At 44.8% G+C, this 19,474-nt stretch carries 15 protein-coding genes and 1 tRNA gene; 8 read left to right on the top strand and 8 right to left on the bottom strand.

All coding sequences use genetic code 11. The annotated features are described in order from the left end of the window. Nucleotides 1-556: 556 nt before the first annotated feature. On the bottom strand, nucleotides 557-1,462 hold the full coding sequence (locus KE626_RS01470; protein ID WP_211971109.1) for a hypothetical protein: 906 nt from the start codon (nucleotides 1,460-1,462) through the stop codon (nucleotides 557-559). Nucleotides 1,463-1,726: 264 nt separating this feature from the next. Between KE626_RS01470 and KE626_RS01465 the strand changes: the two genes are divergently transcribed. Continuing rightward, the gene (locus KE626_RS01465) at nucleotides 1,727-2,950 is read left to right on the top strand and encodes an acyltransferase family protein (RefSeq protein ID WP_211971107.1); all 1,224 of its coding nucleotides are present in this window, start codon (nucleotides 1,727-1,729) and stop codon (nucleotides 2,948-2,950) included. A 98-nt stretch (nucleotides 2,951-3,048) separates the two neighbouring features. Here the strand turns inward: KE626_RS01465 and KE626_RS01460 are convergent, their stop codons facing one another. The 3 genes from KE626_RS01460 to KE626_RS01450 all read right to left on the bottom strand — a co-directional run bounded on the left by KE626_RS01460 (nucleotide 3,049) and on the right by KE626_RS01450 (nucleotide 6,578). Continuing rightward, entirely contained in the window at nucleotides 3,049-4,158 is a 1,110-nt protein-coding gene (locus KE626_RS01460) for a hypothetical protein (RefSeq protein ID WP_211971105.1), read from the bottom strand. A 217-nt stretch (nucleotides 4,159-4,375) separates the two neighbouring features. Further along, nucleotides 4,376-6,043, bottom strand: a complete 1,668-nt coding sequence (locus tag KE626_RS01455; RefSeq protein ID WP_211971103.1) for a glycosyl hydrolase family 28-related protein — start codon at nucleotides 6,041-6,043, stop codon at nucleotides 4,376-4,378. Between the two features lie 461 nt (nucleotides 6,044-6,504). Further along, nucleotides 6,505-6,578, bottom strand: a tRNA-Ile gene (locus tag KE626_RS01450). Nucleotides 6,579-6,711: 133 nt separating this feature from the next. On the opposite strand from KE626_RS01450, the gene KE626_RS01445 reads away from it, so the two are divergent. Further along, complete coding sequence (locus KE626_RS01445; protein ID WP_211971102.1) at nucleotides 6,712-7,341, top strand: HAD family hydrolase; 630 nt, start codon at nucleotides 6,712-6,714, stop codon at nucleotides 7,339-7,341. A gap of 29 nt (nucleotides 7,342-7,370) precedes the next feature. Here the strand turns inward: KE626_RS01445 and KE626_RS01440 are convergent, their stop codons facing one another. From KE626_RS01440 to KE626_RS01430, 3 genes are all read right to left on the bottom strand, one after another. After that, nucleotides 7,371-7,619, bottom strand: coding sequence for a hypothetical protein (locus tag KE626_RS01440; protein ID WP_211971101.1), 249 nt, complete (start codon nucleotides 7,617-7,619; stop codon nucleotides 7,371-7,373). Nucleotides 7,620-7,701: 82 nt separating this feature from the next. Further along, nucleotides 7,702-8,052: a TM2 domain-containing protein gene (locus KE626_RS01435; RefSeq protein WP_211971100.1), complete on the bottom strand. Its 351-nt coding sequence runs from the start codon at nucleotides 8,050-8,052 to the stop codon at nucleotides 7,702-7,704. Between the two features lie 11 nt (nucleotides 8,053-8,063). After that, entirely contained in the window at nucleotides 8,064-8,360 is a 297-nt protein-coding gene (locus KE626_RS01430) for a DUF2752 domain-containing protein (RefSeq protein WP_211971099.1), read from the bottom strand. Nucleotides 8,361-8,526: 166 nt separating this feature from the next. On the opposite strand from KE626_RS01430, the gene KE626_RS01425 reads away from it, so the two are divergent. The 6 genes from KE626_RS01425 (at nucleotide 8,527) to KE626_RS01400 (ending at nucleotide 18,497) form a co-directional block, all read left to right on the top strand. Continuing rightward, nucleotides 8,527-8,991, top strand: a complete 465-nt coding sequence (locus tag KE626_RS01425; RefSeq protein WP_211971098.1) for a ribosome maturation factor RimP — start codon at nucleotides 8,527-8,529, stop codon at nucleotides 8,989-8,991. A gap of 16 nt (nucleotides 8,992-9,007) precedes the next feature. Further along, nucleotides 9,008-10,255, top strand: coding sequence for a transcription termination factor NusA (gene nusA / locus KE626_RS01420; protein ID WP_211971097.1), 1,248 nt, complete (start codon nucleotides 9,008-9,010; stop codon nucleotides 10,253-10,255). Next, nucleotides 10,242-14,066, top strand: a complete 3,825-nt coding sequence (infB, locus tag KE626_RS01415; RefSeq protein ID WP_249207190.1) for a translation initiation factor IF-2 — start codon at nucleotides 10,242-10,244, stop codon at nucleotides 14,064-14,066. The genes nusA and infB overlap by 14 nt, the downstream gene beginning before the upstream one ends. 231 nt (nucleotides 14,067-14,297) lie before the next feature. After that, complete coding sequence (locus tag KE626_RS01410) at nucleotides 14,298-15,683, top strand: peptidylprolyl isomerase (RefSeq protein WP_211971096.1); 1,386 nt, start codon at nucleotides 14,298-14,300, stop codon at nucleotides 15,681-15,683. Between the two features lie 374 nt (nucleotides 15,684-16,057). Then, nucleotides 16,058-17,785, top strand: a complete 1,728-nt coding sequence (locus KE626_RS01405) for an amidophosphoribosyltransferase (protein ID WP_249207189.1) — start codon at nucleotides 16,058-16,060, stop codon at nucleotides 17,783-17,785. 217 nt (nucleotides 17,786-18,002) lie between these two features. Then, nucleotides 18,003-18,497: a SixA phosphatase family protein gene (locus KE626_RS01400; RefSeq protein WP_211971094.1), complete on the top strand. Its 495-nt coding sequence runs from the start codon at nucleotides 18,003-18,005 to the stop codon at nucleotides 18,495-18,497. On the opposite strand, the gene proC is transcribed toward KE626_RS01400, so the two are convergent. Next, nucleotides 18,494-19,291, bottom strand: a complete 798-nt coding sequence (proC, locus tag KE626_RS01395) for a pyrroline-5-carboxylate reductase (RefSeq protein ID WP_211971093.1) — start codon at nucleotides 19,289-19,291, stop codon at nucleotides 18,494-18,496. The two genes, KE626_RS01400 and proC, sit on opposite strands and share 4 nt — an antisense overlap. Nucleotides 19,292-19,474 lie beyond the last annotated feature (183 nt).

Genomic DNA, 19,474 nt, shown 5'->3' with positions numbered 1-19,474 from the left:
AACATTGCTTTTCAATCGGCGGAATTAAATAACGGTACGCACGCCTACAGCTGCTCTCAAAAACGATGTCGGAAAGGCGTCAGGATAGTACCATCGTAAGAGATAAAATATTTTTATCCCCGGGCACTCTTCCCGCGATGGCTGGAATCATCAAATATTTGGCTTATTAAGGAAAATGACCCAGCCGGAGTGGTGATACCTTTGCGTTCAAATAAAACATGCAGTATAGCCGGAGATGATTATGTGTTATTGGTGTTTTTGCTCTGAGAATCAATAATTTAACGGTACCAAACAAACCAGACGCCACCATCGTAACATTATCCCTACGTGAAATCCGGCAAAGACAGATGCCTCCAGTCTATAGGGTATCAGCGTATTTCGGCGTTTAGTAATACGTTTTATCAGTTTACTGATTTCCGGCCATCGGATTTCAGGCATCATAAAGATTAGGAGAAAATAAAGAGGCATTGAAGAAATGTTGTGGGCCCTTTACATCCCGCGAGTGAGAACGATTTCGGGAATTTTCCGAAAACGAGTGCTCTTTTTTTAGGTTTAACTACAAGATTTCCATCGCATTGTTCTCTACATTGTATACCTGAAGACCTTTTATGCACGCGTATCTGTCGGCTCCCGACAGGTAGTTCTGCTGCCCGTTTTTATCCCTGCTTTCCCTGAAATGGGACATTACATATCCTTCTTCAGCACTAACTGCTTTCAGGGCGCCCAGTCGTTCTTTTTTAACAAAGTAGGCATTGTTTCCATAGGAGTTTGAACCTACAAAGTAGTATCCTTTTTCTTCTGCCAGCGCACACAATGCCTTTAGGGAAGCGCCAAAATAAAGGTGGCTGTAGTGTTCTTTTTCCCTGACAAAATCGGCTTTATAAGGTACGGTAACAGCCCGGTCTTTCCCCATGACGCTGTTATATTCAATCACTACGATAACAGGTTGCACGACCTGGATTGCTTTCCAGATCCAGTAATCGTTACCGTCTATGTCAATCGATAACAGGCCGATTTCCCCGGATAATCCGCCTGCGGTGATCAGGTTGTTGATATTTTCTGCGGTGATAAATGAATGTGCCACTTCCAGTTGGTGCTGGTAATAGATGTCATCGGATTTAATATAGTCAATGCTTCTAAGGTCACCATCGATCAGTAACCCGCTCCAGTTATCATTTTGAAGCAGGAACCTGGTGTTCGATTCAACATAATTTTCCACGCCAAACTCTATAAATGTTTTGTTGGAAATTTCTACTTTATGAATGAGATATTGAATAATCCCATCATCTCCTGCCTGGGAAAATATTTTAAATTCAGCCTCCGCAAGATCATTCAGAATGGGTAATTGTTTGTTCTGCCGTGCAAGCAGCTTTCCGAGGAGCAGGATGTCTGTTTGCTGGGTTTTCCTTGTTGTATATAAAGAATGGTATAAAACATTTGCGAGTTTCCTTAGTCGTTTCATCAGGACTGGTATGAGTTAGTAGGTATTCGTTAAAAAATCCCCGGTTCTCCTTCTCAACATAATAATATAAATTATTGTTCATTTTATCACATACACATAATCTGCAATGTGAATTTACCATTACAGCTGCTGCTATCTTTTTAGTTTTGCTAATAATGTCAATTTTTATTAACTTTCTATAGGTTAAACTTATTGGCAATTAATGAGTTCTACCCCTCTTTTTCTCTGGTATATTTCCCATTTTATTGACCTGAATAATATCCTATGACCCCTAACACGTCGGTCCCTAAATATTTTTTCAGCCTGGATGCAATCAGGGGCTTTGCTGCGCTTATTGTTGTTTTATGTCACTGGCAATTCTTTTTTTATAAGGATTACACCGTAATGACCTCCACCATAGCGGAGATGCCGTTACCGCTGTATTCCTGGTTGTCTATGTTTTACAATCATGCTTTTTTTGCGGTAGACCTGTTCTTCCTTCTTTCCGGTTTTATTTTTTTCTGGTTTTATGCAGATAAGATAAGCAGCCGGGAAACATCCTTCAATAATTTCATCTGTTACCGGGTAACGAGGTTATACCCCGTGCATTTTATCACGTTGGTAGCGCTTGTTTTCCTGCAGGCAATGATGATAAAGGTAAATGGCCGCCCTTTTATTATACAGAATAACGATGCCTGGCACTTCGTGCTAAACCTGCTGATGATCCATAGCTGGGGATTTGAAAGCCATCCTATGTTTAATGGATTCAATGGTCCGTCCTGGTCTGTATCGGTAGAGTTTCTTCTTTACCTGCTGTTTTTTATTGTCAGCTTTAAGCGGCTGCAACATAAGAAAGTATGGCTGATCGGCTTTGTTATAGCCGGCGCTGTGTTACAACATTTCTATTCCATGATTGGCCAGGGTATCTATTCTTTCTTCCTCGGCGGACTGGTATTTCATTTATACAAATGGCTGATTACCCGGAAAAATACCGGCAGGATCACAATGATTGTTACAGGTATTGCCGTATTCATCTGGTTGATTGTGTTAACAGAGTATGCATTTTCGTATATCCGTAATGCCAGCATGGTTGTATTTCAACATTTGCTGCCGGGAAAAAGTGTCGCTTTTGATACCGCCCTTTTCGATCTTTCCAGGAACACCTTCTTCCGTACCTTCGTTTCCCCGGCCACCGTTCTTTCGCTGGCCATGCTGGAAACCACCAAAGGAAGTTTAAAAATAAAGTGGCTACAGGTATTGGGCAACGCCAGCTATGCCATATACCTCATTCACTTCCCGCTGATGGTACTTTTTGCATTGGTGACCTCCGTGCTTGGTATTGACCGGCACGTATTCCAATCGCCCTTTATGTTACTGCTTTTTAATGCTATCCTGATTCCGGTGAGTATTGCTACACACTATTATTTTGAACTGCCTGTTCAGAAATTATTCAGGGGCCGGCTGCTTAAAAAAACGCAGCCGGTTACGGTGGTGTTAAAAGATTTGTAGGAAGGATTTTTACTATTTGGATTTCCTTCGCTTTGTAGTATTCTCTTTCAGAAGATCCACCTGGTGTTGTAGGTCAATAATATAGAGTGTCAATTCCTCTATCTTCTGGAGGTATAATCTATTGATTTCTCCCAGATCGGTACCTTTTCGATTACTTCTTTTTCTGATGGAATATCCGGCAGATGCCCGTTGTCTTTAATAAATTGTTCTACAGTGGCCAGTGACGGGAGTTTATAATTAGGGTGAAATACATAATCAGCCCATTGCTCCTGGGTAACCTTCACCCGTCTTGCTCCGATAGTTCCGTTAACTGCAAGTTTATACGTTGGATTATCCACACCGATGCCCACATTTTTATTACCGTCAATTACCATAGAAGATCCTATCGATGTACCTGTTCTTCCATTCTCGAAAATAATACTACTGCCGATATTTGCAGCCCCTATATGGAGATCCCTGTAGCTTTCGATGATATTGGCACTCCGTTGTGAAGTTACAATGTAACTGGAAGATGTATTTCCGATATAAAGTTGAGTGTTTGGCCAACCACTGTGGTTAATCGCCATTATATTTGAGTAAGTAGTGTCACTTCCCGCAAGCACCAGGCGACTGGAGCTGGCTGCATTCTTTATCACCACTGTTCCCTGGATTCCGACTTCTTCTGAAGCGTTGAAGATGTTTACATCTGTAACCTCATCACCCCGCACTAGTTTAAATGCATCATTTTGAGCGTATCCGGTAAAAGAGAAATTGAAAAGAGTTGATGCCTTGGGAATGGAAACTGCCAGGTATTGGATAGAATTATATGTAAGCGACACCAGCGTAGCTCGATCACTAAAAGATACCAGGTTACCGGTATTTCTATTGTATGCAGAGGCTGTGTTTACATCAACGATCCATTTCCTGTTTGATCCAACCTGGCTGCCCCGCACAGCACTAAAACGTCCCATTACATTATAATCGGTTGGCAGAGTAGTACCTACATACATAACATGGAGCAGAATGTAATTTTCAGTTATATTATCGTCTGACTGTCCCGGAATCCCTCTGTCCACATAATAGTTTCGATTATTATCCAGTACATGAAGGCGACTCGTGGGAGTAGAAGTTCCGATGCCTACATAGCCATTGGCAGCTGGCAGGGCATTTTGGGCTGTTACGATACTACTGGCTAACACGCAAAAAAGGGCTACAAATAATGATTTCATAAATAATAGTTAGGTATGGGTGAAAATAATATCTTTTGCTTAAAGATAGAAAAACAGGGATTTTCTTATGATATTCTCATTCATCTCCATAGTAGCTATGGATTTACGCTCCGGTTTTACTAATAAAAAGGACGAACGCCTTACAAACATTGGATACTGATAAGGCGTTGTTATTTTATGTTCACAATCCTGGAGGCAGAGCATAGATAAATTATGATCAAATCATGTTTACAACTTTGGCTGTTATCCAAAAACCAGTGGAGATATTCCTGGCAAGCTGAATATTTCCATCGGGGGTAACACTATAGGTATTCACGACATTTGCATAACTATTGCTATCGTTGAGTAGCGACTTCACCTTCACGATCCCGCTGGTCCGAGACCTTGATATTACCAGATAATCGATAAAATAAGAGGTACCATCTACCTGTGAAAAACCCCGCACAGCAATCATGCAAGAAGCACGTGTGGTTGGGATGGTTAAAATTGTAACCGGAGCTATACCAACAACTGAGGTAACTAAGCCATTTACCTCCATGGCATCGAAATGTATGCTGTTATAATTCCTATTCAGCAGATGTACCTGAGAGGGTTGTATTGAATTAGATAAATTTATCTGCGACCTCTTATTGGTGACATCATCCCCGTCCAGCAGATTACTGAGGGTAATAATATAAACAGGCGTATTGTCTGCAGAACCAATGTGATTGTCGTTATAGGTGCCAAAATTAAAAACGCCTCCGCCAAATAAAAGAAACCAGGCACCGGCTGCTGTCGGCCCACCGCAGTTCATAAACGATTCCAGTATTATCACGTTTTTAATATCGAGAAAACCAGTGCTGTTAATCCGGAATGGAGCCACGAGATTATTGGCATTTAGGGTATTGGTCAAGGCTTCGCTGTGAAATCCATCAATATGAACATTTTTTGAGAATATATCCATCACCTGACCATTTTGAGTCAGCTGGATGGTTGTATCCAGATAACCATCATAGGAAGAGTCAACAATATAAACATCCGTGGAATAGTAAATTCTATATCCCTTGTAACCAATGCGTTTCGGATAAAGGGATTCGCCCTGGCTGTTTTTTCTGCCGACCATAAAGCTTTGAACACAACATTTTGAAATCCTTATTGTGGTACTGCCACCCTGATTAAAGCCACTGGCAATATCGAACCCTATTGCCTGTGTTGAGGCAACTCCTTCATAAAGATCGAAGTAAATAGATTTGAAATCCAATTGCCATATCAGGCCAGTATCCGGTACTGATTTGATGCCAGTATGAGCACCAATAATAGAAAAACACTCAAAAGTGGTGTTATTCACCTGATCTTGTGCGGAGTGCCCATCTTTATGAAGCCAGATAGCAACACAGTTCTCATTGATCTCATCACGCGTCAAGGATTCAAAGCTAATATTCAATCCAGTATATGTGGATCGGCTGCCTTGTATATTGATAGCTGTAATAGCTTTATCAGGAGCAATAGTTGCACCTTCACCAATAATTTGCCAAAAAAGGAGATTGGTCATATTCAGCGTTTCGGAAATGCGATAACGCCCGCGGGGAAACGCCAATTTCCCTCCGTTAGTAAATAACTCTCTGGCGTAGTCAAGGCACTTATTGATTGCAGGCCCATCATCAACAGAATTATCACCTTTTGCCCCGAACCACTTCACATTTAATTCTCCATCATACAATCTTTTCCAGCAGCCCGTAGAGGCGATAAAAATGGTACCTCCGTTTTCCGGTGCGGTATTAACGTTGTCCCAATAGAACTCTCCACCGCCACCGTCGTTGGCTGTTTTATAACCTAAAACACGATAAATGGTGTTTGTTTGAGGACTGGTCAGGCTTTTAAGGTCATTAATGGACGTAACTGTCATTAAATAATGTTTATGGTTAACAAGAAGATTTAGTTGAATTAAAATACGAAGGGAGTACGCTCTCTATTTGCGCAATAAATGCCGATAAAAAATACTAATGAAGTTGTGTAATATTTGGGAAGAGCCAATAAATTAGCGGCTAGTCCTGAAAGCGTTATTGAAGGGGATTAACTTCGTTCAACGGGGAGTATATTCTTCTCTTCTCAATAAATACTTATCTCCGTATCGGTTTGAGAGGCGGGAGTTATTTCAAAATAATATAAAATCCCTTCTGGTAACAGCACCTCGATCAAAAGGTTGAAATTCCTGGCGGCTGTAAATAATTCAATTGGATGCAAATCAACTATTTTTCATCCATTCCCGCCAACGTTTCAACTTGATCCAAAGCAACATGTATCAAAACATGTATCAAATGAAAAAAGGCTTTCCGCGTCAGTCCGCTGAAAGCCTTTACTGTCTTGTGGTCCCACCAGGGCATGATCCTGGGACCCCCTGATTATGAGTCAGGTGCTCTAACCAACTGAGCTATAGGACCCGTTCCGAAGAACAAAATTCCCCTTTTCAAGGGACGGCAAAAGTAATTATTTTCTCGAATTAACCTAAAAAAATTTTTTAATCCCAACGCTTACGCCTACACTTTAATAAATTTGCACTCAACATCTGACCATATGCAAGGCATCAAAAATATCATTTTCGACCTGGGTGGCGTAATCCTGAATATTAACTACCAGTTGACCAACGACGCGTTTACCAGCCTGGGCGTCCGGAATTTCAATGAACTGTATTCACAGTTTCATGGCTCCAGCTTATTCAATGGACTGGAAACCGGTCATGTGTCTACAGAGGAGTTCCTGGCGGAAATGCATAAACACGTTCCGGAAAACGTAACTGACAAACAGATAGTGGCTGCCTGGAATGCCATGTTGCTGGACTTCCCCGTGCAACGGCTGCAGCTATTACAGCAATTGCGTCAGCATTACAATCTCTATTTACTCAGTAATACCAATGCTATTCACCTGGACGAATTTAACAGGTTATTGCAGGAAAGCCGTGGCATCCCTTCCCTCGGCACTTTTTTCGACAGGGCGTATTATTCCCATGAAATGGGACAGCGCAAGCCGGATAAGGAATGTTACCAGATGGTATTGGATGAAAACGGGCTGAATGCCGGGGAAACACTGTTTATTGATGATTTATTGCAGAATATAGAAGGAGCTAAAGCGGTGGGCTTACAAACCATTCACCTACAGGCGCCAAAAACGATTCTCGATATTTTTCGTCCTGCGAATGCAGTATAAAAAAGGCCGGTTAATAAACCGGCCCCTTTTTATTTAATTTCTTCGAAGTCAAGATAGTCTCCTTTATCCACCTTTTTGGATTCGGGAGGAGATGACGGACCCTGAGGTTGTCCCTGCTGCGCACCTTGCTGGCTTTCATACTGTTGACGCATATGCTCCTGCATATCGCTCATCTGTCTGCGTACCTGCTTGGTTACTTTATAACCCGGTATGAGCAGATCAAACACCAGTTTGTACAGCAGCCATGCAATAAATATGGAAAAGAGAAATTTCAACATAATGGTGCGAAGTTAGCGGAATATCCTTTCCGACGTCTTGAAAATCACCTCATTTTAGGTTTTTTTTAACGTTCCATAGGAATTAAAGTCCCAGTAGTGCGGCGGAGGCAAGGGCTTCCTTTTTGTTGTATTGCCAGGTCATTTTGCGGTAGTTAACGGCATCGATGATGGTGCCTACAAAGCAAAAGCCCAGTGTTACCACGTATACGATACCCATCGCGATCTGGTTCAGCAGGAAACGCTGAACGCCGGCTACTGCTACAAATCCAATCAGGCTGCAAATAAGGATTGTCTGCGGATCTTTGCGCCGGCTCTGGTATACAGAGAGAAAGCGCTGTTTATTCTCTGCCGAGTAGCTTTTGGTAAGTTCCTGTAACCAGATCATTTCCTCTGTTTCGATACCGGGAAGCATGGCAAATGAAAAATCACTCATAGTTATTGGGTTTATGGTTGTTTATAGTCAGCGTATTGAAGCCGGGCCAGCTGGACAGTGCGATAGAGCAGTACAACTGCCACCAGCGGCGATAACCAGTGATGCTGGATGGCAGCGGACCATTGTCCATGTAAAAAATAATGAATACCGTGGCCTAGTCCGCAACCGGGGCAAAAGGGGATGCCTATTTTTTTTAGTAAACATAAGCTGCCTGCCTTTTCATCGGGGTTCATCATATATAAGAGGATAAGCCCCAGGGGCCAGGCAATCAGTTCTATATTTATTTTTCGCAGGAAAGCGGTGCTCACGTCAAATATTTTAAAAATACATATGAATGATGGCAGAGCTTCTCACATAAATATTTATATACAAGTTAAAGAAATAGTTTTTCAATCAAAATAAAATCATAATTTTGTGTGAGGAAAAAATGATTCAACGAAGGGGACGAGATATTGTCCCCTTCGCGCTTTTTGTATGGCAAACGAACACGTGATAAAAGCTATCCGGGAAATAGCAGAAGGACTGCTGGCTAACGATCCCGACAATTTTTTGGTAGACATCAGAATTAAGCCCACTAACAATATTAAGCTCTTTCTGGACGGAGATAAAGGAGTACCGGTGGCTACGCTGGTGTCATTTAACCGTCAGTTATATCCTTTGCTGGAAGCGGCAGAACTGTTCCCTAACAACGATTTCTCGCTTGAAGTCTCGTCCCCGGGCCTGGATGAACCGCTCAAACTGCACAGACAATACCTTAAAAATATTGGACGCAAAGTGGAAGTAACCCTGCTGGATGGCTCCGTAAAGGAAGGCACCCTGCAATCGGTCACCGAAGAAGGGATTAACATTGAAGAGCTGGTAGGCAAGAAGAAAGAAAAAAAAGCAACCGATTTAAAACTTAATGAAATAAAGCACACAAAGGTGTGCATCGTGTTTTAAAATATAACAACTAAACATGGCTAGTATTAACTTGATTGAGTCATTTACCGAGTTCAAGGAGGCGGAAAACATTGACCGTCCTACATTGATGAAGGTCCTGGAGGATGTGTTCAAAACACTGCTGCGGAAAAAATATGGCTCAGATGAGAATTTTGACGTGATTGTAAATACCGAAAAAGGTGACCTTGAAATATTACGCCGTCGCACCATCGTTAATGATGGGGAAGTAGAAGATGACAATGCCCAGATCGCCTATTCTGAAGCAATCCTGGTTGAACCGGATTATCAGGTGGGAGAAGATTTATATGAAGAGGTAGAGATCATGGACTTCGGTCGCAGGGCCATCCTGGCGGCTAAGCAGACTTTATCAGCCCGTATCGGCGACCTGAAAAAGAATATCCTGGTAAAGAAATATGCTGACAAAGCCGGTGAAATTGTAAATGGTGAAGTATACCAGGTTTGGAAAAAAGAAGTTTTATTGCTTGATGATGAAGGGAATGAGTTAATTTTGCCTAAATCTGAACAAATCCCCACTGATTATTTCAAAAAAGGGGAGAACGTAAGAGCGGTGGTGAAGAAAGTGGAAATGAAAAACAATGCACCACTCATCATTCTCTCCCGCACACATCCATCCTTCCTGGCTAAATTGCTGGAAATTGAGGTGCCTGAGATCTTTGACGGGCTTATTGTTATCAAGAAAATTGTTCGCGAACCAGGTGAAAGAGCCAAAGTGGCTGTTGAATCCTACGATGACCGTATAGATCCGGTAGGTGCCTGCGTTGGTATGAAAGGTAGCCGTATACATGGCATCGTACGCGAATTGAGAAATGAAAATATCGATATCATTAACTTTACCACCAACATTCAACTGTTGATTCAGCGTTCCTTAACACCCGCCAGGATCAGCCGCATGGAAGTGGATAACGAAAACAAATACGCTTCCGTTTACCTCAACCCTGACCAGGTATCACTGGCCATCGGTAAAAAAGGTGTAAACATTAAGCTGGCTTGCGAACTGACTGGTTACGAGATCGATGTATTCCGTGATGAAGCACAGGAACAGTCTGAATTTGATATCGATCTGGAAGAATTCTCGGATGAAATCGAAGAATGGATAATAGATGAACTGAAGCGAATAGGTTGTGACACTGCCCGCAGCGTATTGGAGCTGACTGTTGAAGAACTGGTACGCCGTTCTGATCTGGAAGAAGAGACAGTGCAGGATGTAAGAAGAATATTACAGGAAGAGTTTGACAAAGAATAAAGCCGAGCCACAACCCTTCCCAGGTAAAGGCCTTATTAGAAAGGGAATTGATTTTTTCGAGTTATTGTTTAAACGTAAAAAAACATCCCGTTTTGAAGAAACGGGAAACAGGGGAGGCCCGAAATACGATATGCCTGAAACAACAAACAACACACCACGATTGCTGGCTGCAGCCAAGGAGTTTAATATTGGTAAGGAAACCCTCATCGATTTCCTTGGCAATAAAGGCTTTGACATGGGTGGCTTTGGTTCTCCCAATGCCCGCCTTACGGCTGTTATGTACGCAGCACTGCAGTCGGAATTCCAGCAGGACAAGGCTAATAAGCGCAAAAGCGACCAGATAGCCCTGCCTAAAGGAAGCGTGTTAGAAACGATGAAGAAGAAAGAAAAAGAGGAAGCGGAAGCGGCGGCTAAAAAGAATACCAATAAAGAAAATGAGGCATCTCCAACTCCGGCAGCGGAAACTCCTAAACAGGAAGAAAAAAGAGAACCTCAACCGGAACCAGTGAAGGAAGCCCCTAAACCGGAACCACAACCACAGGCGAATGTTGCTCCGGCAACTCCTCCGCCTCCCGCAAAGGAAAAAGCTGAACCGAAGCCTGAACCACCCGTTGTTACAGCTCCCCCTGTTGCGGAAGTTCCTAAAGCGCCGGCAACGCCTCCTCCGGCTGATCCAGAAGTAGTGAAAACCGAATCACCGAAAATCAACGGTCCTAAAGTAATTACTACCATCGATCTGGATGCACTAAACCGCAATAAAAAACCAGTTGCAAAGAAAGCAGACCAGGAAGAAACCCCGGCTCCGCAACCAGAAGCAGTTAAACCACCGGTGAAGGAAGAAAAACCCACCCCGGTTACCCCTGCTCCTCCCGTTGCCGAAAAACAACCGGAACCTAAACCTGTTCCCGCTCCTCCCGTACAGGAAGCAACTACAACACCAACTGAAAAACCAGTTGAAAAAGCTGATAAAACCGAAAAAGTGGAACAAGCCCCTAAAGCTGAAACCACCCCACCGGTAGAGAAAGTAGCGAAAACAGAAAAAACCGATACGACAGAACAAACGGAAAAAGCCGCACCGGTTGAAGATAAACCTGTAGTTAAAAAAGTGGAAGAAGTATTACAAGAGGCAAAACCGGCTGCAGTCAAAGAACCGGCGCACATTCCTGTTAAACATGTCGTAAAGACTGAAAATCGCAAACCCACTACTGCCGAAAACACGCCACCAACACCTCCTCCCGCTGCCACACAGGCACAGGATGATGTCGCAGGTCCGGCTGTAATCGAAAATATCCAGGCCGAAAAATTAACCGGCCCTAAAGTAATCGGCAAAATTGAGCTGCCAGTTCAATCTGACAGACGCGATAACAATAAGAACAACAACTTTAGCAGGGACGAGAAACGCAAACGCAAGCGTATCATCGTTGAAAAGAAACCTGAACCTGTTCAGCCTAAAGACTTTAAGGAAGGTGATCGCAAAGAAGGCGGCGCTCCGGGCGAACACCGTCCGCATCAGCATGGCGGACAAGGCGGCAATCGTCCCCACCATAACGATAACCGCGGTGGACACCAGGGTCAGGGACATCAGGGCAATCGCCAGCAAGGCGATAACCGCAATAACAACCGTCCAGGCGGCGGCACCAACACCGGAACCGGTGGCGGTGGCTACAACAGAGCCGGCGGACAAGGTCAGGGCGGTGGCTATAACAGGCCAGCCGGACAAGGCGGTACTGGTGCCGGTGGCAACAGACCAGCTGGACAAGGTGGCGGTTATAACCGTCAGGGCGGCGGCCAGGGCCAGGGTGGTAACAGACCCGGTCAGGGCGGTGGCTACAACAGGCCAGGCCAGGGCGGTGGTTATAACAGACCAGGCCAGGGTAACCGTGGTGAAGATAAACGCACTACCGAAGAGAAAGAAATCGATAAGAACGAGATCCAAAATAAGATCAAGGAAACAATGGCCAAACTCGGTGGCGGTCGCGGTAAAAACGTGAAAGCTAAACACCGTAGAGATAAACGTGAAGAAAGAGCCCAACAGAAAGCAAAAGAAGGAGATGGAGACAACAAACTCCAGGTAACAGAATTCGTTTCTGTTTCCGAACTGGCTAACCTGATGGACGTAAGCTTCGCAGAAGTGATCTCTAAATGTATGGGCCTCGGTATCATGGTATCTATCAACCAACGCCTCGATGCGGAAGTAATAGAACTGGTAGCCGGCGAATTTGGATACGAAGTGGAATTCATCGGTCTGGAAGATGCTGAAGAAACCGATGAGGATGATGAAGTAGATGATCCTGCAGACCTGGTGCCACGTGCACCGATTGTGACCATCATGGGTCACGTCGATCACGGTAAAACCTCCCTGCTCGATTATATCCGCAGTGCAAACGTGGTAGCCGGTGAAGCCGGTGGTATCACCCAGCATATCGGTGCTTACCAGGTAACCACCGCCAGTGGTAAGAAAATCACCTTCCTCGATACGCCTGGTCACGAAGCGTTTACCGCGATGCGTGCCCGTGGTGCCAAAGCAGCGGATATCGCTGTTATCGTGGTAGCCGCTGATGATGCCATCATGCCACAAACAAGGGAAGCGATCTCCCACTCACAGGCCGCTGGTCTGCCAATGGTATTCGCCATCAATAAGGTGGATAAAGAAGGCGCCAACCCTGAAAAAATTAAAGAACAACTGGCTGGCATGAACCTCCTGGTAGAAGACTGGGGCGGTAAATACCAAAGCCAGGAAATATCTGCCAAAAACGGGTTAAACATAGACGTCCTCCTCGAAAAAATACTGCTGGAAGCGGAACTGCTGGAATTGAAAGCAAATCCTGACCGCGAAGCATCCGGTAGCATCGTGGAAGCGACACTGGACAAAGGCCGCGGTTACGTAGCCTCCCTGCTGGTACAAAATGGTACTCTCCGTCAGGGCGATACCATCGTATCCGGCTCCTTCTTCGGTAAAATCAAAGCCATGTTTAACGAACGTGGTCAGAAAATGGAAGAAGCAGGTCCTTCTATGCCGGTTCAGGTGCTCGGCTTAAACGGTGCTCCACAGGCTGGTGAGAAATTCAAAATGTTCGAAGACGAATCTGAAGCAAAAGATGTGGCTAACCGCAGAGCACAGATCGTTCGTGAACAAGGTATCCGTACGAAGAAACATATCACACTGGATGAAATCGGCCGTCGTTTGGCACTGGGTAACTTCAAACAGCTGAACCTGATCATCAAAGCCGACTTTGATGGTTCCGTGGAAGCATTGAGCGACTCCCTGCAAAAACTCTCTACCGAAGAAATTGTCATCAGTATCGTTCACAAAGCAGTAGGTCAGATTACAGAATCCGACGTATTGCTGGCTACCGCTTCTGATGCCATCATCCTCGGATTCCAGGTACGTCCTTCTTCCCAGGCTGCTAAGCTGGCGGAAAAAGAAAATATTGAAATCCGTAACTACTCCATCATCTATGACGCGATCGATGAAATCAAGAGCGCCATGGAAGGTATGTTGGAACCAAAAATCGAAAAGAAAGTGGTGTGCAACGTTCAGGTGCGCGAAACTTACAAATTCGAAAAAGTTACCGTGGCAGGTTGCTTCGTTACCGATGGCAAGCTGACAAGAAACACCCGTATCAATGTGGTACGCGACGGTATCGTGGTATTCACCGGCGAACTCGGCTCCCTGAAACGTTATAAAGATGACGTGAAGGAAGTTGCCGCCAACATGGAGTGCGGTTTGAGTGTAAGAGGCTATAGCGACCTCAGACCTAATGATAACATCGAAGGGTTTGAAGAAGTAGAAGTTAAAAGAACACTTTAAGAAAGCTTAAAGCGTAATACATAAAGCAAAAAGCTATCGTAGCGAATGACCCGGCATAATTTTTAAAGTCGCTTGGATCATTCATCACGATAGCTTTTTGCTTTCTATTTTATCGCTTTAGCTTCAAAAAAACGGCACTGGCGCCGATTCATCTAAACTTTTGTTAAATCCATCGACTTTCCCTATGCTGCTCACTTTTAAATGGTTATTTTTGGTTTTTACCGCTTTTGTATGAAGAAACTTTTAGCATTATCCGCAGGGGCTTTGCTGTTATGGCAAGCCTCTTCGGCCCAGCAAAAACTGATTGCAGACAAGATTATCGGCGTTGTAGGGGATAAAATTATCCTCAAATCCGATATGGACGGGGCGCTCAGCGATCAGCAGCATAACTCGCCCGACGGCAACCTGATGCCCGACGCAGCCTGCAAAACCCTGGAAATGCTGATTTCCCAGAAGGTAATGGTGTTACAAGCGGAAAGAGACAGCTTACCCGTAAGCGACGGCGACGTGGAAGCCCAAATGGAAAACCGTATCCGCTACTTTGAGCAGATGTATGGCAGCAAGGAAAAAATGAAGGAAGTAACCGGATACTCCATTTACCAGCTCCGCGAACGCTTCCGCCAACCAATCAAAGAAGGATTGCTTGCACAGGCAATGCGTAATAAAATCATCGAACCGGTAAAAGTAACCCCCTCAGAAGTAAAACGCTTCTTCGACGCTATCCCAAAAGATAGCCTCAAATTCTACGAGTCAGAACTGGAAATAGGTACCCTCGTACTAACGCCCAAAGCGACCCGCGAAATGGACCAATATGCCATTGACCGCCTCCTCGACTTCAAAAAACGCGTGCTCAACAAGGAATCAGACTTTAGCTCCCTGGCTATACTCTACTCCGAAGATCCAAGCGTAAAAGATAACAAAGGTATTTTATCACTCAACCGCAACGATAAGAACTCCTGGGACCCCGACTTCGTGGCAGCCGCCTTCCGTTTAAAAGAAGGTGAAATCTCCTCACCGGTGAAATCCCAGTTCGGCTATCATATTATCCAGATGCTGAAACGTTCCGGCGATAATATCACCGTTCAACACATCATCCTCAGGGCAGCTGTAACCAAGTCCGACCTGGCAAGCAATATCGCCAAACTGGACTCCATTCGCACCAGCATCTTGTCCGGCAGAATCAACTTTGCAGAAGCCGTTGCCAAATACAGCGACGCGCCAAGCGCCAAATTTGATGGCGGTATGCTCCAGTCCAAAACCGGCGACGGCAGCACCCTCATCACCATCGACCAACTCGATGATCCGGGCGAACGAGAAATCGTAATGATGCTCGATACCCTGAAAGCAGGCCAGATATCCGCTCCGGCACAATTTACCGATGAAAGCGGCCGCACATCCGTACGCATCGTTTACCTGAAAACACGCTCACAACCACATAGGGAAAATCTTACTGACGACTACTCCCGTATACAACAACGTACACTGGATATCAAACGCGCAGAAGCCATCAACAAATGGTTAATCGAAAAGATCCCAACTTTCTATGTACACGTGGATGATGAGTACAAAAACTGTAATCGTATCAGCCAGTGGATGTCGTCCCTGGCGAAACAGTGATATAGCTGTTAGCTTTTAGCTTTTAGCAGTTAGTGAAGCGGAGATAGGAGCGATGTGCTTTTATCTCCGCTTTTTTTACGCCCACCGGTGAAATATGGTCGCAGCTTTCAGCTTGATTTCGGGACATTTATCTCCCCGCTGCTAAAGGCTAACAGCCAAAAGCTAATAGCTAAACCGCGTTTCCTGATCCTATTACCTCCTGCTGACTGGTTTTCTCCTTTTTTGGCGTACCTTTGCGACTTCAATTTTCTGCCATGAGTGATGCGATCAAACATGAATGCGGTCTGGCATTTATAAGATTAAGAAAACCGTTTTCCTACTACCAACAAAAATATGGGAGCGTTTTCTATGGGCTAAACAAACTGTACCTGCTCATGGAAAAACAACATAACAGGGGCCAGGATGGCGCCGGTTTGGCTACCGTAAAACTGAATACCGAACCCGGTGTTCCCTTTATGCACCGCATCCGCAGTGCCGCCCCGCAGGCGATTGGTGATATTTTCGCAAAAGTACGTGACGAGATACAGGAGATAGAAAAATATCAGCCGGAAATTACCAAATATCCCGGGCTGATGAAAGGCCATGTACGCTTCCTCGGAGAACTCATGATGGGACATATCCGTTATGCAACCCAGGGTAAAAACAACGTGGAACTGTGCCACCCTTTTGTGCGCTACAATACCATTCCTGCCCGTAACCTCGCGATGGCAGGCAACTTCAACCTGATCAACACCGACGAACTGTTTGAGTTCTCCAAGGCACAGCCAGGTGAGGTTCACAAAAACAGCGATCTCGCCGCCATGCTGGAAGTGGTACACCATTTCCTGGCAAAAGAAGATAATGAAGGCAGCAACGAACTTGATATAAAAAAGATCCTGCAACAGGCCTTTTCTATGTTCGACGGAGGATACCATACCTGCGGCCTTATCGGCTCCGGAGATGCCTTCGTTATCCGTGATGCACACGGTATCCGTCCTTCTTATTACTACATTAACGATGATGTAATTGTAGCCGCTTCTGAAAGAGCCGCTATCCGCACCACCTTTAACGTTGGAGAAAATGAAGTACTGGAACTGATGCCAGGTAATGCGCTGATCGTTAAAAACAACGGCGATTACTCCATCGAACAAATTCTCGAACCTAAGGAACGCAAAGCCTGCAGCTTTGAAAGAATCTACTTCTCCCGTGGTAACGACGAAAAAATATACAAGGAACGTACTGACCTGGGCCGTAACTTATCCGGCACCGTATTAAAGGCCATTGATAATGACCTGCGTAATACCATCTTCTCCTTTATTCCAAATACCGCTGAAGTAGCCTTCTACGGCCTGTTAAAAGGACTGGAAGAATATCTCAACAAAATAAAAGTAGAACGCATTCTCTCCTGGGGGAAAGACTTCGACGAGGAAAAGCTCACTGAAATGGTGAATCGCCGCATCCGCATCGATAAAATTGCCACCAAAGATGTGAAAATGCGTACGTTCATTACGGAAGATTCCAGCCGCAATGAAATGGTACAACACGTATACGATATTACCTATGGAAAGGTAAGACCCGGAATCGACTCTCTTGTGGTGATCGACGACTCCATTGTACGCGGTACCACCCTGAAAGAAAGTATCGTGAAGATGCTGGATCGTCTGGGTCCTAAAAAGATCATCATCGTATCTTCCGCCCCGCAGATCCGCTACCCGGACTGCTATGGTATCGATATGAGCAAAATGGGCGACTTCGTAGCCTTCCAGGCGGCTATTGCCCTTCTGAAAGACCATGGCAAAGAGCACATCCTACACGAAGCCTATGGCCTCTGCAAGGAACTGTCGCGTACCAATACCCTCCACGCACAAAACGTGGTGAAAAACATCTATAAACCGTTTACACCGGAACAGATTTCTGCAAAAATCGCTGAAATCCTCAACCCCGGCGGTATCAAGGCTGAAATAGAAGTTATCTACCAATCTATCGAAAACCTGCATGCTGCCTGTCCCAATAACCTGGGCGACTGGTACTTTACCGGTAATTACCCCACTCCGGGTGGCAACCGCGTAGTAAATAAAGCATTTATGAACTACATGGAAGGCAAAAACGAAAGAGGATATTAATATAGCTTTTAGCTGTTAGCTATTAGCTGTTAATAAAGCGGAGATAGGAGCGAAGTGCTTTTATCTCCGCTTTATTAACAGCTAATAGCTAAAAGCTATATCAACCCATGTTAATTTTATCTTAAATAACCAGGCCCCCGCTGACTGTATAAGTCTAACAAGTTAACTTCCTGTAAAATCAGTATTTTCGTTACAGTTAACTATTGGTTTTCAGCCCATGAAAACATTACTCCTCATACGTCATGCTAAATCCAGCTGGACCGATCCGGACATGGATGACTTTGACCGGCCACTCAACAAAAGGGGGAAACAAAACGCCCCGGAAATGGCACAACGCCTTATTACACGCGGTATGGTGCCTGAGCTAATCATTTCCAGCCCGGCAAAAAGAGCAAGAACAACCGCTAAAATGATGGCCGGCGAATGGAAATATCCGAAACAGGCAATTCTCCTGGAAGAAGAACTCTATCTCTGCTATGCCGCTACCTTCCTCAAAGTAATCACCAAAATTGACGACGATTTTGGCGCTGTAGCCATATTTGCCCACAATCCCGGTATTACCGATTTCGCCAATTACCTCACCGAAGAAATAAGGATCGATAACGTCCCCACCACCGGTATTTTTGGCATACAGGCAGATACAGACAGCTGGAAAGATTTTGACCTGGCAAAGAAAAAGTTCCTCTTCTTCGAATATCCCCGGAAAGACTAGTCTTTTACTATTTTGTCGTAAGACGCAGTAATCCCCTTTATCAGTGAAGAACTGAAACCCTGATGTTCCATTTCATTCAAGCCCGCAATCGTGCAGCCCTTGGGGGTGGTTACCTTGTCAATTTCTTCCTCCGGATGCCGGTTTTCACGGATCAGCAGCTCAGCAGCACCTTTTACAGTTTGGGCCGCAATAAGACTGGCTGTACGTACGTCAAAGCCAATTTCAATACCACCCTGGATATTGGCGCGGATGTAACGCAGTGCAAACGCAATACCACAGGCGCCCAGTACCGTAGCGGCATCCATCAGCTTTTCATCAATACTCACCGTGGCGCCCAGCTGGTCAAACATGGTTTTGATATACCGGACCTGCTCTTCCGTAGCATGTTTATGCGAAATACAGGTAATAGACTCCTGGATGGCAATGGCCGTATTGGGCATGGCACGCACTACCGGCATCCCGGGCACCACGTGCTCCAGGTCATCGATACTTACACCGGTTACAACGCTGATCAGGATATGCTTCCCGGGGTCAAACGACGATTTGAACTCCTGCAATACTTCCCGCACATTGTAGGGTTTTAAAGCCACCACAATCACTTCCGATTCACGGATCGCTACCGCGTTGTCCGTTTCTATCCGTACTCCTGCCTCCTTCAAACCAGCTAACGTGCTGGTATTACGCTTGGTAATAGTGATATCACCGGCCTTCGAAAAACCGCTCTTCAGCAATCCCTGGGCAATGGCCGATCCCAGATTTCCTCCACCTATAATGGCTATTTTTTTGGCTGACATAAGAAAATTATGTTTACACTATAAATCCTACGGAAGGTATAACAAATGCTGCAACCATGCAAGCAGCAGAAGGCATAAAGCGGAAAGCACAAAGCTATTTAAGCGGATGACCGAAGCGACCCGGTGTTGAATACTTGCTAATAACATTCGCTTAAATAGCTTTCCGCTTTATGCTTTCCGCTT

The sequence above is a fragment of the Chitinophaga hostae genome, from assembly GCF_018224885.1.
GTDB lineage: Bacteria > Bacteroidota > Bacteroidia > Chitinophagales > Chitinophagaceae > Chitinophaga > Chitinophaga hostae.
Note: the sequence above shows the minus strand (reverse complement) of the source record. Positions and strands in the feature narration are given on the sequence as shown.

What these genes read in the sequence shown, in the direction of transcription:
- KE626_RS01440 (WP_211971101.1), bottom strand. Translation starts at nt 7,619, where the DNA reads ATGTTGAAATTTCTCTTTTCCATATTTATTGCATGGCTGCTGTACAAA.
- KE626_RS01400 (WP_211971094.1), top strand. Translation starts at nt 18,003, where the DNA reads ATGAAAACATTACTCCTCATACGTCATGCTAAATCCAGCTGGACCGAT.
- nusA (WP_211971097.1), top strand. Translation starts at nt 9,008, where the DNA reads ATGGCTAGTATTAACTTGATTGAGTCATTTACCGAGTTCAAGGAGGCG.
- KE626_RS01405 (WP_249207189.1), top strand. Translation starts at nt 16,058, where the DNA reads ATGGAAAAACAACATAACAGGGGCCAGGATGGCGCCGGTTTGGCTACC.
- KE626_RS01410 (WP_211971096.1), top strand. Translation starts at nt 14,298, where the DNA reads ATGAAGAAACTTTTAGCATTATCCGCAGGGGCTTTGCTGTTATGGCAA.
- proC (WP_211971093.1), bottom strand. Translation starts at nt 19,291, where the DNA reads ATGTCAGCCAAAAAAATAGCCATTATAGGTGGAGGAAATCTGGGATCG.
- KE626_RS01445 (WP_211971102.1), top strand. Translation starts at nt 6,712, where the DNA reads ATGCAAGGCATCAAAAATATCATTTTCGACCTGGGTGGCGTAATCCTG.
- KE626_RS01435 (WP_211971100.1), bottom strand. Translation starts at nt 8,052, where the DNA reads ATGAGTGATTTTTCATTTGCCATGCTTCCCGGTATCGAAACAGAGGAA.
- KE626_RS01465 (WP_211971107.1), top strand. Translation starts at nt 1,727, where the DNA reads ATGACCCCTAACACGTCGGTCCCTAAATATTTTTTCAGCCTGGATGCA.
- KE626_RS01425 (WP_211971098.1), top strand. Translation starts at nt 8,527, where the DNA reads ATGGCAAACGAACACGTGATAAAAGCTATCCGGGAAATAGCAGAAGGA.
- KE626_RS01470 (WP_211971109.1), bottom strand. Translation starts at nt 1,462, where the DNA reads ATGAAACGACTAAGGAAACTCGCAAATGTTTTATACCATTCTTTATAT.
- KE626_RS01455 (WP_211971103.1), bottom strand. Translation starts at nt 6,043, where the DNA reads ATGACAGTTACGTCCATTAATGACCTTAAAAGCCTGACCAGTCCTCAA.
- KE626_RS01460 (WP_211971105.1), bottom strand. Translation starts at nt 4,158, where the DNA reads ATGAAATCATTATTTGTAGCCCTTTTTTGCGTGTTAGCCAGTAGTATC.